The organism is Nostoc sp. JL31, assembly GCF_017114965.1.
GTDB lineage: Bacteria > Cyanobacteriota > Cyanobacteriia > Cyanobacteriales > Nostocaceae > Nostoc > Nostoc punctiforme_A.
In genome coordinates this window covers 21,819-38,032 of the sequence record NZ_JABXKO010000112.1, presented here as the reverse complement: position 1 = coordinate 38,032, position 16,214 = coordinate 21,819, and the positions used below count along the sequence as shown (strand labels likewise).

Annotated in this window: 18 protein-coding genes and 1 pseudogene; 12 read left to right on the top strand and 7 right to left on the bottom strand. The window is 38.3% G+C overall.

Annotated elements, in window-relative coordinates; translation table 11 throughout:
* Nucleotides 1–61 precede the first annotated feature (61 nt).
* The 8 genes and pseudogenes from HWQ43_RS28475 (at nt 62) to HWQ43_RS33925 (ending at nt 4,961) form a co-directional block, all read left to right on the top strand.
* Entirely contained in the window at nt 62–622 is a 561-nt protein-coding gene (locus HWQ43_RS28475) for an HdeD family acid-resistance protein (RefSeq protein WP_292739918.1), read from the top strand.
* A 186-nt stretch (nt 623–808) separates the two neighbouring features.
* Nucleotides 809–1,240 (top strand): general stress protein, encoded by a 432-nt coding sequence (locus HWQ43_RS28470; RefSeq protein WP_292739917.1) that lies wholly within the window; start codon nt 809–811, stop codon nt 1,238–1,240.
* Nucleotides 1,241–1,305: 65 nt separating this feature from the next.
* Entirely contained in the window at nt 1,306–1,686 is a 381-nt protein-coding gene (locus HWQ43_RS28465) for a transposase (RefSeq protein ID WP_292740025.1), read from the top strand.
* 294 nt (nt 1,687–1,980) lie between these two features.
* On the top strand, nt 1,981–2,832 hold the full coding sequence (locus HWQ43_RS28460) for an IS701 family transposase (protein ID WP_366932922.1): 852 nt from the start codon (nt 1,981–1,983) through the stop codon (nt 2,830–2,832).
* Nucleotides 2,829–3,314: a transposase gene (locus tag HWQ43_RS28455; RefSeq protein ID WP_292739912.1), complete on the top strand. Its 486-nt coding sequence runs from the start codon at nt 2,829–2,831 to the stop codon at nt 3,312–3,314. Before HWQ43_RS28460 ends, HWQ43_RS28455 begins: the two co-directional genes overlap by 4 nt.
* 106 nt (nt 3,315–3,420) lie before the next feature.
* Nucleotides 3,421–3,822, top strand: a complete 402-nt coding sequence (locus HWQ43_RS28450; protein WP_292739911.1) for a helix-turn-helix domain-containing protein — start codon at nt 3,421–3,423, stop codon at nt 3,820–3,822.
* Nucleotides 3,823–3,858: 36 nt separating this feature from the next.
* Nucleotides 3,859–4,062, top strand: coding sequence for a transposase family protein (locus HWQ43_RS28445; protein ID WP_292739909.1), 204 nt, complete (start codon nt 3,859–3,861; stop codon nt 4,060–4,062).
* Nucleotides 4,043–4,961 (top strand): annotated as a pseudogene (locus HWQ43_RS33925) (ISAs1 family transposase). The gene HWQ43_RS28445 and the pseudogene HWQ43_RS33925 overlap by 20 nt, the downstream one beginning before the upstream one ends.
* Nucleotides 4,962–5,300: 339 nt before the next feature.
* Here the strand turns inward: HWQ43_RS33925 and HWQ43_RS28430 are convergent.
* The 7 genes from HWQ43_RS28430 to HWQ43_RS28400 all read right to left on the bottom strand — a co-directional run bounded on the left by HWQ43_RS28430 (nt 5,301) and on the right by HWQ43_RS28400 (nt 12,700).
* Nucleotides 5,301–8,471, bottom strand: a complete 3,171-nt coding sequence (locus HWQ43_RS28430; RefSeq protein WP_292739903.1) for a type I restriction endonuclease subunit R — start codon at nt 8,469–8,471, stop codon at nt 5,301–5,303.
* Nucleotides 8,472–8,519: 48 nt separating this feature from the next.
* Nucleotides 8,520–8,876 carry a DUF5615 family PIN-like protein gene (locus HWQ43_RS28425; protein WP_292739901.1) on the bottom strand — a complete coding sequence of 119 codons (357 nt, stop codon included), beginning with the start codon at nt 8,874–8,876 and terminating at the stop codon, nt 8,520–8,522.
* Nucleotides 8,877–8,890: 14 nt separating this feature from the next.
* Nucleotides 8,891–9,121: a DUF433 domain-containing protein gene (locus HWQ43_RS28420; protein ID WP_292739899.1), complete on the bottom strand. Its 231-nt coding sequence runs from the start codon at nt 9,119–9,121 to the stop codon at nt 8,891–8,893.
* 43 nt (nt 9,122–9,164) lie between these two features.
* Nucleotides 9,165–10,385: a restriction endonuclease subunit S gene (locus HWQ43_RS28415; RefSeq protein ID WP_292739897.1), complete on the bottom strand. Its 1,221-nt coding sequence runs from the start codon at nt 10,383–10,385 to the stop codon at nt 9,165–9,167.
* Nucleotides 10,386–10,546: 161 nt separating this feature from the next.
* Nucleotides 10,547–10,846, bottom strand: a complete 300-nt coding sequence (locus HWQ43_RS28410; RefSeq protein WP_292739895.1) for a type II toxin-antitoxin system RelE/ParE family toxin — start codon at nt 10,844–10,846, stop codon at nt 10,547–10,549.
* Nucleotides 10,843–11,109: a type II toxin-antitoxin system ParD family antitoxin gene (locus HWQ43_RS28405; protein WP_292739893.1), complete on the bottom strand. Its 267-nt coding sequence runs from the start codon at nt 11,107–11,109 to the stop codon at nt 10,843–10,845. The genes HWQ43_RS28410 and HWQ43_RS28405 overlap by 4 nt, the downstream gene beginning before the upstream one ends.
* Before the next feature lie 31 nt (nt 11,110–11,140).
* Nucleotides 11,141–12,700, bottom strand: a complete 1,560-nt coding sequence (locus tag HWQ43_RS28400; RefSeq protein ID WP_292739891.1) for a class I SAM-dependent DNA methyltransferase — start codon at nt 12,698–12,700, stop codon at nt 11,141–11,143.
* Nucleotides 12,701–13,172: 472 nt separating this feature from the next.
* On the opposite strand from HWQ43_RS28400, the gene HWQ43_RS28395 reads away from it, so the two are divergent.
* The 4 genes from HWQ43_RS28395 to HWQ43_RS28380 all read left to right on the top strand — a co-directional run bounded on the left by HWQ43_RS28395 (nt 13,173) and on the right by HWQ43_RS28380 (nt 16,212).
* Nucleotides 13,173–14,141, top strand: a complete 969-nt coding sequence (locus tag HWQ43_RS28395; RefSeq protein WP_292739888.1) for a hypothetical protein — start codon at nt 13,173–13,175, stop codon at nt 14,139–14,141.
* 349 nt (nt 14,142–14,490) lie between these two features.
* Nucleotides 14,491–14,820 carry a hypothetical protein gene (locus tag HWQ43_RS28390; RefSeq protein WP_292739886.1) on the top strand — a complete coding sequence of 110 codons (330 nt, stop codon included), beginning with the start codon at nt 14,491–14,493 and terminating at the stop codon, nt 14,818–14,820.
* Nucleotides 14,821–14,907: 87 nt separating this feature from the next.
* The gene (locus HWQ43_RS28385; RefSeq protein ID WP_292739884.1) at nt 14,908–15,162 is read left to right on the top strand and encodes a hypothetical protein; all 255 of its coding nucleotides are present in this window, start codon (nt 14,908–14,910) and stop codon (nt 15,160–15,162) included.
* Nucleotides 15,163–15,309: 147 nt separating this feature from the next.
* Nucleotides 15,310–16,212 carry a hypothetical protein gene (locus tag HWQ43_RS28380; protein ID WP_292739882.1) on the top strand — a complete coding sequence of 301 codons (903 nt, stop codon included), beginning with the start codon at nt 15,310–15,312 and terminating at the stop codon, nt 16,210–16,212.
* Nucleotides 16,213–16,214: the final 2 nt, after the last annotated feature.

Below are 16,214 nucleotides of genomic sequence, written 5' to 3'. Positions count from 1 at the left end.
AGGGTTAATCGCGTCTCTCTTTCAAGATTTAACAACATATCAAAACATTTTTGGAAAAGCTATGACTTCTGAAGATTTTAGAGAAACCAGAACAAATTCAGCATTGCCAATTGTCTTAGGTGTTTTGATGATTCTGCTGGGAATTGCAGCGATCGCAGAACCATTTATTGCCACTATTGCCATCACAATCGTATTCTCCTGGACTTTAATTATTGCTGGTATCGTCCGAATTGTTCATGCATTTCAATCACGTCACAAACGAGGCTTATGGACAACACTAGTAGTTGGTATTCTATACGTAATTGGTGGGATTTTGTTGATTAGCAACATCTTTGGTGCTGCACTCTCTCTCACCTTAGCTTTTGGATTTATCATTTTTATTGAGGGTGTATTGGAGGTGATTGCAGCATTTGAAATGCGTCGAGATCCAAACTGGGGTTGGGTACTATTTAGCGGGATCATGGCTATTATTCTAGGGATTTTTATTCTCTATCAATGGCCTGTCAGCGCAGTTTGGGTATTGGGAGTATTTGTAGGGATTAATTTTTTGTTGACGGGTGTTTGGATGATCATGCTTTCATTAGCTTCTCGTAGTCTTCCTGACCATAGGGCAAGAGTTTAAAGCAGTTATCAGTTATCAAAGTTTGAGTTGGGGTCTAAATCTCCAACTCAAACGTAGCACGCAATAGTGGTGAGGAACTTTGACTCCCAACTGAAAAACAGTTTACTGTTAACTATTTACTAATTTGTTGAAATAACTTTCGGTTTTATTGGTGAGCTAGTGCAGCCTCACTGAAATAAGGATAATATGATTACAACAGATAACAAGCACGCTGTTGGAGTATTTACTAACCGTAAAGCAGCGGAGCAATCAGTTAATGAATTGAAAGCCTCAAGCTTTCCAATGGAAAAAGTTGCGATTTTTGCAAAATTTGCAGATCGCATAAATCCTATTGGCGAAGTATCAGTCAGTTCGCGTATCAACAATCAAAGTGTAGATACAACTGGAGCAGTTGGTGACGCTTTAACTACAAGTTTTTGGGGAAGCGTATTAGTTGGTCTTAGCAGTTTGGTACTTCCTGGCGGTATTGGAGTAATAATTGCAGTCGGTTCGGTTGGAACAGCATTCATTATCAGTGTAGCGGGTCTTGCAGTTAGTACTATAGCCACAAATCATTTAGTAAAGGTGCTAGCTAGTTTAGGTATTCCTGAAGACAGAGCTAGTGGTCTGTCAAGCTAAAAATTGTGAGTTTGAGGGAAAATAGAGGGGCTATTCACTGTAAATGTCAGCAGAGATCCTAATAACTGAATTATGCTCAAAACTTACTCGACAACGACTATCCCGATAGCGACAAAATCATTTTAGTATGTGACCAGTTAAATACTCACAAACTTGCCTCTCCATATCAAGCATTTGAGTCGTCTACTGCCCGTTCTCTGGTCGAACGTTTGGAAATTCACCACACTCCCAAACATGGGAGTTGGCTCAATATCGCTGAAAACGAATTGTCCGCAATGACCCGACAATGCCTAGATCGTCGCATTCCTGATCTTGAAACTTTAGAACAGGAAACAACGGCTTGGTATATTCAACGCAATCATTCACAAAAATCTGTAGATTGGCAGTTCACAACAGCGGATGCCCGTATCCGTCTCAACCGTCTTTATCCACAAATAGCAAATTGACAGACCACTAGATACAATTCCTACAAATATTTGGGAACCATATAAAAGTAGGGATACATTGCAACAATGTTTAAAAGATACAGTTGTTGCCTGCGGTGGAAGCGAAATACCAGAGCGGATTTTATTTACAAAGTTAGGAGCAATCCGTAATGTTCTTGATGGTGGTAAAGACTCTTTACGACCCTATGTTGTGACATTTTTACTATCAGCAAGTCGGCGTAACAGCTTATCCCTCTTTTGTTACTACGGGGAGAGTATAATCAGGCATAAAACCGGAAACAGTAAGTAACAGAGATGGTTACGCCACGCAGAGAAGCAGTAAATACAGTTGCCTTCATAGATAACTACTGTCAACACTATTATTCATTATTTGAGGATGTGAGACATTTTGAGGCATTCAAGTATTTACAGTTGGGAATGCTATCATCCATCCGAACCAAATCTTTGCCAGAGATAGCGAAAACAGTAGGGTTAAAAGACGGTCAATCACTACATCATTTTTTGAGAGACGCATTGTGGGATGTCAAAAAATTAAGAGAAACGAGGCTGTGGTTAACAAAAATGATGATTGGAGAAAGAGAAATAATTTTATGCATTGACGAAACAGGAGACAAGAAAAAGGGAAAAACTACAGATTATGTAACTCGTCAATATATTGGTAATTTAGGAAAAATAGAAAATGGAATAGTGTCGGTAAATGCTTATGGAGTAGTAGATGGGATTACTTATCCATTAATGTTTCAGATATTTAAACCCAAAAACCGCCTTCAATCAGGAGATAAATATAAAACCAAACCCCAAATAGCGATAGAAATTATTCAAGAGTTGAAAGCATTAGGATTTAAAATAAAGTTAGTTTTAGCGGATAGCTTGTACGGGGAGAGCGGAGATGTAATCGGCTGCTTAGAGAAGTTAAAACTAGAGTTTATTGTAGCAATTCGCTCTAATCATGGAGTGTTAATGCCGCCTGGAAGTCGAAAACGTTATAATCGTTGGAAAGCTTATGAGCAAAAGCTTTCACATCGTCAAACTGAAACTCGTTATTTGAGAGAAATTATTTTTGGTCAACGTCGCTGCATCAGATATTACCAAATCAGTAAAGTTAATACCCCGACCCTACTGGAGATGAAAGTTGGTATATCATGACTAATTTATCAATTGATTTTTCAAGTAATGTAGCTCAACTTTATAGTTTAAGAAACTGGATTGAATATAGTTTTAAACAAGTCAAAAATGAACTGGGTTGGGCTGATTTCCGTTTGACTGATTATGAAAGTATTGAACGTTGGTGGGAAATAATTTTTAGTGCCTATCTTTTAGTCAGGGTTCAAGCCACCTACTTTCAATTTAATCAACAATCAAGCACAACATCTACTTCCGAATTTTTGTCACACACTGAATCTAATCTTCTTCACTATAGCCAACATCCTTATTGGGAGTCCGGCACTACATGGAAGAGTGCCTTAAATAACCTGAGATTGATTATTCAACCCTATATTTTTTACTGTTTGATTCAACCTTGGCTCACAGTATTTAATATTCCTGGTCTGAAACGTTGCTTTTTGAAATTAATTGACTTCATGAATAATTTTCGGGCGAGTCCAGTCAGTTTCCCTATAGCAAGTTGAATTCCTTGCTAATTTTTCTTTTCCTAAAGTAACAAAAGAGGGTTATACCAATTTAATATGAAGCTGCATATAATAGAGAAAACAAACTCGATAAATTAAAAGAACCATGAGCCGCCCTTTTGAGATTGAAATCGCAGAGAGCGAAGAAGAACTTAAAAAACGCCTACAAACAGCTAATTTAGGGAACCAGAAAGAAAAACTTATTATGCTGTGGTGGATAAAAAGCGGGCAGGCCAAGGAGCAGCAAGATATTGGAAAACGCTTGGCTAAAGATACATCAACGGTGACAAGATGGTTACAAAAATATAGATCGGGTGGACTAGATGAATTATTGAAAATAAAAAAAGCTCCGGGAGCAAAACGGAAAATTCCTGAAGGAGCGATCGCGGCACTTGAAGAGGAGTTAAAAACAGGAAAAGGCTTTAGTAGCTATGGTGCAATAGTAGAGTGGTTAAAGCAAGAGCAGGGGCAGGGCTATTTCATTCTAAATGTAGACGCAATATTGTAAGATTCAGCGCCAGCTCTACTTCAAGCATCTACTACCGTGTCTGAAATCGAAATTATCAAAGCTTTTGCAGGTCTAGAAGACACCCGTCGCCGTGCCGGACAGCGACATACTCTACCATTATGTCTTGCGCTGTTCACATTGGCGATCGCCGCAGGCAATAAAGGATTTCTAGCAATTGGAGATTGGATTTCAAGCTACCGTGAGGAGTTGATAGACAAGAGTGAAACCCACAAAGAATAGGCTTCCTTCTTACAGTACAGTCCGTCGTAATTTATTACACATAAATTACGAGGAGTATTCTGTATGTCTTGCGAATTTCTTTGACATCAAACCACTGCCTGGAGAAACTGTTGGTATGGATGGTAAAGTCCTCAAAGGCTCATATCAAGTAGAAAATGATAATCCACATTCTGATTCCCACCCAGCAATTATGTTGGTTAGTGCTTACCTTGTAGAGCGAGGATTGATTTTAGAACCGTTTGAAGTTGATGCCAAAACCAACGAAATAAAAGCACTACCTGAGTTAATTGAGAAACTGGCTCTCAGGGGGGTAGTTTTTGCCTTTGATGCTATTAATACACAAAAAAACTTGTGAGTTGATCATCAACAGTGGCAATGATTATATTGCTGCCTTAAAAGGGAACCAACCTAATTTATTCAAAGATGTCAAAACAAATTTTACACCGGAATTTTCTTTTGAGCAGATAAACAAAGGTCATGGTCGAATCGAAAAGCGCCATGTCAGTATTTGTCAAAATTTTGATGGTATTCGTCCTTGGCCTGGACTTACCACTTTGATTCAAGTCAAATCAGAACGCCAGGTTTTCACACACAATGTAATCGAAGTAACTACTGAGACTCGTTATTATATTTCATCTCTAAATGAAACGGCTCAACAAATAGCTGAACGAATCAGAGGATATTGGGGTGTTGAGAATAAAGTCCATTACGTTCGGGACGTTACCCAAGGTGAAGATGCATCCAGAATCCGCACTACACCCTTACCTCAAATTTTTGCACTCACTCGCAATTTTTCACTTAATTTATACCGAAACAATATGTTTAAAAATATGGCACAAGCTCAACGTTTATGTTCTTTTGGACTAGACACACTCAAGCAGCTTTTTAGAATGAAATAGCCCTGGATACTGGCTTTGTTCAAATCAAGCACTCTCTTTAATAAAGATAAAATGGTTCGTGCTTGTTTTAGGAAGATGGAGATAAAGTACAGACTTGCTAACATCTGTCCGTTTGCTCATTTTGAGAAAATTAAAGGAATTAATGCCATAACGGGAAAGTAATAGAGCAAAATTAGCAACCCAATGACACCAATAGAACCATTTCCCATTAGTCTGGAGGATATCCTCTAAATACGGGTATAAAAGGATAGACAGTAGCTCAACCAAATATTTGCCTAAACCAAGAAAACTACTGCTGCACTATCTTGTATAATCCCAGCAATTTTTACTTTGCGGCATTCACACACCAGTATCATAAATACTGCCTTGCCCCGAATAATTCTCATAAATGTGCTGATAAACTTCCTGACACTTCTGTTCATACAGTTCAGCAGAATAACTCTGGGGTAACTTATCCAAATTATCTTTAATTGCCACTTCCACCGATGCTCTGGTTTGCTGTCTCTTCTTCCAATCTAAAACTAACTTCTCTTTTTTGAGAGTTTTCAATAAAACTCTTGCAACTTGTTTGACTTCCTGTTCCTCTTGCTTAGTCAGTTTAATTTCTGGTTTAGTCAGTAAGTCAAAAATTGCTAATTCTTCTTCAATCAGATTTTGCGCGATCGCTCTTTTATCTTCAACACCCAATTCTTGAGCAAAGTTAATCAAATCATTGAAGAATATCTGCACGTTGCGTGAGTCAGCATTGTACTCTGCTATCATCTGCTGGAATTTGTCCAGGTAGTTGATGCGAGTTTTATTTAACCTCACCATCTGCTGGAGTTTTTGCGCGATCGCTGTTTTGAGTTTTTCTGTCTCTGTTCTCTGGTAGTCACTACTAGCAAATTTATTTTTTAACGCTACAAAGTCGATTTGGCTTAAGTCGATGCGTTGACTGTGGGATTCCTGAATCACAAACTCTCCAGCAGTGATGGACAGATCCAACAGTTCCTCCACTTGTTCCATCACTTCGGACACATCAACTTCTGGTACTTCTGCCAGAAGTTGGTCTTTGATTGCCTGCAAATGAGCATTAATAGTGGTAAATTCATTAGCAGCAGGATCTGGGAGGATAGCTTTGTAGAGTTTGTTAACGTTACCTGCTAGGGAAAGATAAGTTTTTTTGGCATCATCATTAATAATGATGCATTCCACTGCATCTGCCCAAAATTTGGTGCGTACAAAACCTTGTGCTGACTCCAGTACAGCAAAATCAATGCCTTTTTGGGTACAGAATGTTGTAGTTTCTGCGATCGCTTCTCTCAATTGTGCCACTAAAGCTGTTTTTGCTTTAACTGGGGTATCTTCTTCTTTAATCCCACCACCAGATGCAGAACCATAAATGGTTAGTGCTTTCTGTAAATCTCGGAAGACACCAATGTAATCAACAATTAAACCATTGACTTTACCTGGGAAGACACGATTTGCTCTGGCAATGGTTTGCATGAGACTATGGTTCTTCATAGGTTTGTCTAAGTAAATGGTGGAACAACTGGGGACATCAAATCCAGTCATCCACATAGCGCAGACAAAGATGATGCGTAGGGGATGAGATGGATCTTTGAATTTTTCATCCAGTGGGGGAGATTCGCTCACTAACCTCTGACGGTGAGGAGTAATGTCTAATTCTTTTTTCTGAAATGCTTCTACTTCGTTTTGAGACTGAGATATGACCACTGCCATATCTGTTTCTTCCATATATTTAATTGTGACTGATAATTTTTTTTGTTCAAATTCGCTTAAATTAGATTGAGCAAGTTGATTTTTAAACTGCTGGAGGTGTTGTTGCCAGTGATGCTGGACTTTGTTGTACATTTTGACAGCAGTAAATCTGTCAATGCTGACAATCATTGCTTTACCCTGGTATCCTCTACCCAGCAAGTGGGTGACAATATCTTGAGCAATTTTCTCTAATCGGTCATCTCTGGTAATTAATTGATATTCTCTGGCACATTGTCTTTCTAGTTTTTTCTCTTCTTCCTCATCCATTGTTGCTGATTCGATGATTTCTGCCATATCTTCATTGAGTGCGTCATTGGTGACTTGCAATTCAGGAATTCTGTTTTCATAGTAGAGAGGAACTGTAGCGCTATCTTCTATTGATTGCCGGAAGTTATAAATGCTGATGTAATCACCAAAGGTTTTTTTGGTTTCTTGCTCTCCTAACATTAAAGGTGTACCAGTGAAACCAATAAATGCTGCATGGGGTAAAGCATTCCTCATGTTGAGAGCGAATGTGTCATACTGACTGCGGTGTGCCTCATCGGCAATGACGATAATATCTGACCTATCAGAAATTTGGGGATAGGTTCCGCCTTTTTCGGTGCGGAATTTTTGAATCATTGTGAAAATGTAGCGATGATCTTCATGCAGGAGTTGTTTGAGGTGTTCTCCACTTTTAGCGCGGACATTTTTTTCGATTTCTGTCACTGCACCAGCATAGGCAAAGTTTTTGTAAATTTGTTGGTCTAAGTCTTCTCTGTCGGTGATAATCACAAATGTCCAGTTCCCATAGATTTTTCGCACCACTTTTTGGGAGAAGAAGACCATTGAGTAACTCTTACCACTACCTTGGGTATGCCAAAATACTCCTAATCTGCCTTGGTTGGATTTAATTTGCTTTACTGCGGTGACTGCTTGGTTAACTCCTAAATATTGATGATTTTTGGCAACGATTTTAACTAAACTACCTTTGGCAGAATAAAAGAAGATAAAATTTTCAACTAAATCCAGTAATCTGGTAGGTTCACAAGTACCTCTAATTATCGTGTCTAGAGAAATTATCCCTTCTTCTCCTTCAGAATTTATCTTCTTCCACTCCGAGTAATGTTCCCATTTGGCAGTTAAGCTACTAATGCGACTTTTTTTGCCATTGGAGAGGATGATAAATGCGTTGTACCAGAAGAGTTGGGGGATAGTTTGCTTGTAATCTGTGAGATTGTTTTTATAGGCAAGTTCTAAGCGTTGGTGATGTGCTTTTAGTTCAATGAAGACTAAAGGTAAACCATTGATAAACCCTATTAAGTCTGTTCTTCTGGTGTAAATCTCTCCTGTAACCCAAAATTGAGACGCGAGAAAAAAATTATTATTTTCTGGGTGGTTCCAGTCAATGACTTTGACTGTTTCTGCTTGGTCTTCACCCTCATCATTTTTAAAACTGACTTTTACCCCATCTTTGAGGAGTTGATAAATTTCTGCATTCGCATTGGCTAAACTCAGCGTGCTTCTGTCACGAGTTAATTCTTCAATGGCAAGTGGGATAGCTTCTGCGGGTAAGTCAGGGTTTAAGTTTTGTAAAGCTAACTGGAGTTTGGGAATTAAAACTACCTCACCCTTTGTCTCTCTTCCCAGTGTGCTGTTTGTACCAAAGGCTTCATGATAACAGTTGGCTGTTTGCCATTGCAGTTGAGAGAATAGGTCAATGGTGGCATTCTCTAGTGCTGCTTCTGAGTCTGGGTGAGGTGGATGCATACGTATGGAGTATAGATTTACTCCATTTTTAACTCAAAAATTCTGTGTTTAGGAATTGCGCTGAATTGGTAAAATTCTTACCTTCGCCTTTGCTTCATCCACTGTTACCAAAGCACCCATTTCTAGTTCCTGCTGAAATTGACGCAAGGCATTAATAACTAAATTACCTAACTTAGCTGGTAGGATATCTTGCGATCTGACTTGAATTACACTTGGTGCATCAGCTTGAGTCATTGCCAGCAGTGTACCAAAATCTAAGTCATGGGTGAAAACAATGTAGTCGTTTGTCAGTGCCCATGCCATGATTACTTTATCTGTAGCACTGGGATTACCAATTGTTGACCAGTGGACAGCTTCAAAACCCGCATTTTCTAAGACTGGAACCCAGTCAGGAGAAAGATTCATATCAAGTAAAATTTTCATGCAGAAGCAAGGGGTACTTCAATTTCTTCTACCCGCCATGCTGCATAAGCTAAAGCTTCATAAATATCTTCACGTTCTAGGTATGAGTAAGCTTTGAGAATATCTTCTGGGGTATGTCCTGCTGCCATTAAACCGACAATTGTACCTACAGTAACACGCATACCTCGAATGCAAGGTTTGCCACCCATGATTTCTGGGTTGAATGTGATTCGTTTTAGTGGTTTCATGTGTAGGTTATGAGTTTTATTTTTAATTATTCCACTTGTTTATTTATGCTGCTATGTCCTCTGTGGTGATGTCTAGGTGTTCTACGTCGATTTCTCCTGAGATGAGTTTGGGAAGGAGTAAATCACGAGTTTGCCGAAGGTTAGAGTTTTTAGCCTGCAATACTTCAATTTGAGTAAACACAGCAGAAATGAAATTTGCAAATTTCTGCTGTAGCCGACCATTAGCTAATGTCATGTCAATATTATTTAATATTGTCAAAGTTAAAAATTTAGTTGCAGCACCAATTGATATACTTTTCAAATGGTCAAGCTGTTCCTTAATAGCAAAGTACAAATAATAATTTGTAACTTTGCTGTCATTTAGTGTGCGAATAACATAAGTTCTTTGATATACATCAAATTTCCCTCGAAAGAATTTAAGATGAAAAATGCCATTTGCATTATTACCTGCTAATAAAATACATTCAGTATCAAAAGAATAAGTGTCTGTTTTAAAAATATCTTGGGAGCATGTAAAGAAAGGATAGATACCATCTGGTTTAGCTGCATTAGAGTTGAGCTTACCAGTTTGGAAAGAGGCTAATTTACCTAGTTTTTTAACCTCCCACCCTTCAGGAATTAACCCCAATTCCGAATCAACCATTTTGGTGTGTTCATGACCAGGAAAGCGGAATTTAACAAACCATTCATGGTAGAGGGTCTGTGCCATTTCTTCTAATATTTTGATACGTCTTGTGTTGTTTTCTATTAGGTCATCATACGCTGAGAGTATGCCAGCGATTTTCTTCTGCATAGTGAGAGGGGGAGTGAGAATATCAAACGAAAGTAACTTATCAACACTCAAATTGTCTTGAGTAGCGCCTTTAGTAATACTTCTTAACTGCTCTTTGATGGTAGTAAGATAATACTTAATAAAACGAACATCTGCTTTTTGTGGATCTGCAATAAAACCAATAATACTATCAGGAAAGCAGGCGTTAAATTTGAGTATTGCTGTTTCTGCCGTGTTTTCTCCTGCATTAACTATACATAGTGTATCTTTATTCCACATTTTGCTTTGGCCTAACCCCAATTCACTGTATGTTTGGGAGTAAGATGTTATGTAAAACTCACTTGCTGTAACCTCAGCAGTTTGGATGAAAGGATAGTCTCCACCATAAAGTTCAGGAGCATTTCTAGGTCTATGGCGTGACCTACCACGACCAACAGAACCAAGTTCATTTAACTTATAAGGAATCCATTTTTTCGTATATTGACTATTCATCTATTTTTTATAAAAATAATTGCTGTTTTATAGGATTATTCCAGCTAATTTCTCAAGTTTTCTAGGGTGTGTTATGCCGAAGGCTAACGCACCATCATAAATTTTCGGTGCGTTAAAACTAAAGTTTATAACGCACCCTACCAGAACTCAAACTCGAAAATTTATTCTTCATCTGTAAACAAAGACTCCAAATCTCTATTACCACTCACCACACGCAAAATTTCCACCCCGTCATCAAGAACTTGATAAAGAATTACATATCCATCTAGCGGTAAACCACGCAATGAAGCTTTAATATGAGCATAACTACGTCCTATGCTGGGGAAGTTGGCTAAATTTTGGCACTTGTTATTAAATTCTCTAAATAACTTTTCTCCTGCTTCCAAATTTCTTGCGAGAAAGTAATCAGCAATTTCGTTTAAATCTCGACTTGCAGATGGTGCGATAATGTAATTACTCATTCCTGACCCTCACGCGCTTTTTGGAATCTGTCGAGTATTTGCATCACTACAGTCTCACCATCTAAACCTTCACCACGCTCAAGTTCTGCAATTGCAACATCAACTTTTTGCCGAGTTTCTTCTACCCATTTCTGATACTCCTTATCCGATTCTTCCAGCAATTTCAATGCTTTACTAATCACTTCCTCAGCATTTGCATATCTACCTGTAGCAAGTTGCGCTTGAATAAATTGCTCGATTTCTGGTTTAAGTGTGATATTCATAACTATTACCTCAGTTAAAAGAATGGATGCATTAACTTTGTTCTAACAATTTCACCACATTCTCTGCAATTCTCTCCTCTAACTCCCTCGCTTCCAGATTCAAAACTTCCAATTCCTCATTCAATTCTTCCAACTTCTCAGCAAAAACAAAATCATCCACTACTCGTTCCGCAACACCCACATAACGTCCTGGGTTTAAACTCCATCCCTGCGCTGTTATTTCTTCTAGAGTTGCTACCTTACAAAGTCCAGGTATATCAATATATTGCCCTTGAGGAAATTTCTCCGCCAGCAATGCTTGGCTACCATCGGTAGTCTCTACTGCTTCACCTCTGTACAACCTGACAATATTCGCCAAAAATTCAATCTGTTCTGCATTAAACTCTCTATGTGCGCGGTCAATTTGACGATAAATGTGCCTAGCATCCAGAAATAATACCTTATCTCTGCGGATAATATCTGCTTTCCCCTTATCCAAAAACCACAGGTTACAGGGTAAAGTAACAGTGTAGAAAAAATTAGAACCAACAGCAATCATCACATCCACTGCATGGGATTGGATAAGTTTCTGCCGAATTTCTAACTCAGTACCTCGCGCATCACTGGCAGAATTAGCCATGACAAATCCTGCTCTACCTGTTTCATTTAATGCACTCCAGAAAAAATGAATCCACAGGTAATTAGCATTATCTGCCTTGGGCATTCCAAATTCGCTAACGCGCAAATCTCCTTTGATTTTTTCTTTGTCCACCTTATCAACATTAAAAGGCGGATTTGCCATCACAAAGTCAAACTTGCTTACTGACTCGTGAACATCTTCATAATAAGTATTGCTCTGGCGAATATCCCCTGCAAGTCCATGTACCGCTAAGTTCATCTTGCATAAGCGGACAGTTTCACCTACTTTCTCCTGCCCATAAATACTAATTTCTGTACTTGGGTTCTTCTTGTGCCTTTCTACAAAAGATGCACTTTGAACAAACATACCACCACTTCCACAAGCAGGGTCATAAATTCGTCCATGATATGGTTCAATTACTTCTACAATCAGTTTTACTACAGAAATAGGGGTAAAGAATTCTCCCCCCTTCTGTCCCTCAGTCATCGCAAATTTACCCAGGAAGTATTCATAAATCTTCCCGAAAGCATCACCTGATAAATCTGTTCCTAATTCGACTTTGTTAAAGTTTTTCAGCAAGTCAAATAGCAGATCGTTTTCGAGGCGATTATAAGTTTTAGGGAGAATATCCTTTAATTCTTCATTCTCTGCTTCAATGGCACGCATGGCATCATTGATTGCCTTGCCAATATCTGCTCCTCCTGGTAAGTTCAGCAGTGTAGAGAATCTGGCAGCATCAGGCAGATACATTACCCCCTTTGCTTGGTAGTCTGCTTTGCTAATCCCACGTCTTCTACTACCTGTATTTTTCAGTTCCTCCTCAGCATGGGTAAATTTCCAGTCAGCGTAGCGGAGGAAGATTAACCCCAGTACCGGGATGGAATACTCACTGGACTTTAGCTTGGAGTTAGCGCGTAACTCATCTGCTGCTTCCCATAAACGTTTTTCTAGATCAGTAGTGTTAGCAGGCATAGTCAGACATCAGATTACCAAATCTACTCATCATAGGATAGTTTGTGTGTTACCTACCACTCGGTGAGCTACCAAGTTGAGCAGAAATTGCGAGATGATCACACCTCGTACACAAAATGGGCGATCACCTTTTTTGATTTCAGACAGAATTATATTGTGTGCGATCGCACCAAGGAGAAATGCCAAAGAGCGATCGCGACAGTGATGCTATTGGATGCGAGTAGGGTGACTTGGAAAAGCTGAATATAGGGGGAAGTTTTAGGCAGTGCTAGACAGGAATTTTCGCAAAATCCCTACCTAGCTTTACGGATAACAACACTAATTCCCCTATTTCAAGTTAGTAATCAAAATATTACAGTACATGGGTACTAAACTAAATACTTGTAGACATATTTACACAATGGAACAAAAAATGAATTGGCAAAATACCGTCATGGAAATTATGGGGATAGCATTAATTGGTTAATCACATATGAGTTCATTAGTATTTGAGCTACAGACAGATGCGCTTAACTCTTCGGTTTCTGTGTTGAGTTTACTTCGTAAAGCTTTAGTAGTAGCAAAAAAATTGGGTATTCAAGAATTTGATAATTGGATAGAACTAGAGCTAAATGGTTACACTGAAATAAAATCTATACCTAACTATCGTTTTGTCCAAGCACAACTTAGGGGATTGAATCCTTTTCATGGATGGCAGCCTATTGTAGCAGACGACACCTACATTTTAGAGCTTTTCAAAGCTATATGTAATCGTCCAGTTACTCAACCAATTAGTGAGCTACTTGCCTTAATTCAAAATACAGGCAGTAATAATGGATTAAAACTTATCTTATCTCCCGAAATAGAGTCATCATTAATAATGAGTACAGGTCTAGAGGTTCCTGTAAAAATAAGCATTGGTAGTGCCAGCATACAAAGAATTGTGGATACTGTAATAGATATTATACTACGTTGGGCATTGCAATTAGAAAAAGATGGAATTATAGGAGAGGGAATAAGCTTTTCTCCACAAGAAAAAGCTATAGCATCCAATCATAGTTACCACATTTTTATTGAGAATTTCGTAGGAGATAAATCTATGTCGAATACACAAAATAATGATTTTCGTGGTGCAAATCTTGGTGGTGGTGTTGCCGGACGCGACTACACAGGAGATATTGTAAACAATAATGTAGATAAAAATTTAGCTGAAGCTGCCGCAGAAATTCAACAATTACTCGAACAATTGGACAAATCCTACCCCACTAACACTACTACTGAAAAAATGACAGCAGCATCCGAAGCTATCAGGCGCATAGAAAACAATTCTGAACTACATCGAAAAATCATTAGTGCGTTAAAAGCAGGTAGTACACAAGCTATATCACAATTGCTCAATCATCCATTAGCTACTTTTATAATCGCTGCATTTGAAGATTGGCAAAGCAACAAGGATGGTTAAATAAAAATTACTGATTTGATAATTGAGGTTTTTTTACTAGCACGTAACCTTCTCTTATAAACCCATACTTACCATACCAATTCGTCAATTCTTCTTTTATATTTTTTGATTTTAGGCAGAATTATTTTGTGTGCGATGTGCGATCGCACTAAGGAGAAATACCAGAGTATGATCTGCGATCGCAGTTTCTGTATTAGCAACTAAATAGCAAGCATTTTCAGGGGATATCGCTAGTTTTTACAACAATTTCAATACATCGTCCAGTTTTTAGGGAATAAAATTTGCGATCGCTTATTCCCGGTATGATAGCTTTATATGTTGTCACCCGTGCATTATTGAAGTTGTCGCTATGATTGCAGCCAAAACACCCACTCGCAGACACTGGGAAGTGTTTGAGGTTTACAAAGCTAAGGTTGCTATCAAAATGGAGCCTGAAGAGTTCCTAAAGTATTGGGCTGTCAACTACGAAGAACTTGCCGAATTGTGTGGTCGTTCTAAAAGCACAGTAGCGCATTGGTTTTCCCAAGGTGAGCATCGTCGGGAACCCTCAGAATCTGACAAACGCCGACTAGCGGAAATTCATGCTCTGTGGATTCAATTTGAAAATGAACCTGCCCACCTCAGAGAGATATGGGCAAGAAAACGACGGCGCAAACAAGACACGAACTGTAATGATTAGTTGTCACGAGTGCATTATTTAGTTGTCATGGTGACAACATGAGCTTTATTGTGTGTCATAGCTATTCCCACCTCTGTTAGGTGAATTATGATTACTCAAAGCTTTTTATCCAGCGTCGAAGAATCAAATGCAGCAGTCAATAGTCCAAGCGAGTTTCAGACTGTGCAAGGTAAAGAACCACTCAAACATCTGTTGATTGGTTCTTCTAAAGCTGTAACTAGCACAATCCACTACTTGCAGGTTATTGGTTATGCAGATGTTGGGGATTGGAGTTTTTTACTACCCAGTCCTAATCCTGGTGAAGTCATGAGCATTTTGAATAGACCCATTGCAGTGCAATAGGTATCGTCACTTAGTGCAACTCAAGAATTGATGACCCGTTGGTAGGGTCATTTTTTTCTCAGAATTTGTACATAAATTTACACTTATACTGCTAGGAAATTTACTAAATATCCGTACTTACTCTATAGTCTTATTTGAAATAAGTAAATGAAAATATTAATATTACCAACTTTTTTTACCATGTTTCATAACTTAGATTTTCTTAAAGCACACCCAAAATTTGATAAGCAAGAAATTATTGAAAAAGGGACGTATTATACAGACTACCGACCGAGGACTGACAGCGATCGTCCTCGTTACAAAATTTTATTATTACAATACTTTAAAAACCTTGTTATTCTTATTGAATATGAAGGTTATAAGATTGATAATTTTATAACTATTGAAAGAAATTATTTTGAGAGTACTAAAGCACATAGCTTAGAAGAGAAATGTTATCGTTTTTTACCAAAGCTAAATGAGGATAATACTAGCCGACCTCAAGATGGAGACCTTTTAGATGAAAAAAAATATTGGTCTATACTTAATGATAGCTTTGTTCAAGGAATAGAACTATGTTATAGCAGGATTCTACACATAGAAGATAGCCATACAAGTAGCTATAAATTAGTATCTGGTGGTATTCTGCATACCAGAGCTATTGCCACTCTATCTACTCTTTTGTCTACGGTTGAAAACTTATGGGAGTCTTTCAAGTCATTGAATATAGTTAATAAAACTAAATTTTTACCTATTTCTGTTACTGATTACTCCATTAATAATCTAGCAAACACATATTTAGGAGACACTAAACCAAATAAATTATCTGAGCTTAAAGAAGTTACCCATTTGAATGATGACCAAAATAGTTACCGTTATTTCTATCCTGAAGATGTAGAAGCAGAAAAGAAACGTCGTCGCCAAGAAGCAGCAGTAAGAAAGAAGCAACGGGAGCAGGAAAGAAAGGAAATGGAACAAGAGGCAATTGAAGAATGGGGAAATTTTGGATATTATGCAGCTATGGTTCATGAAGGAGAGTTAGCTCCTGATGATCCTAAATATCCTTTCTGATT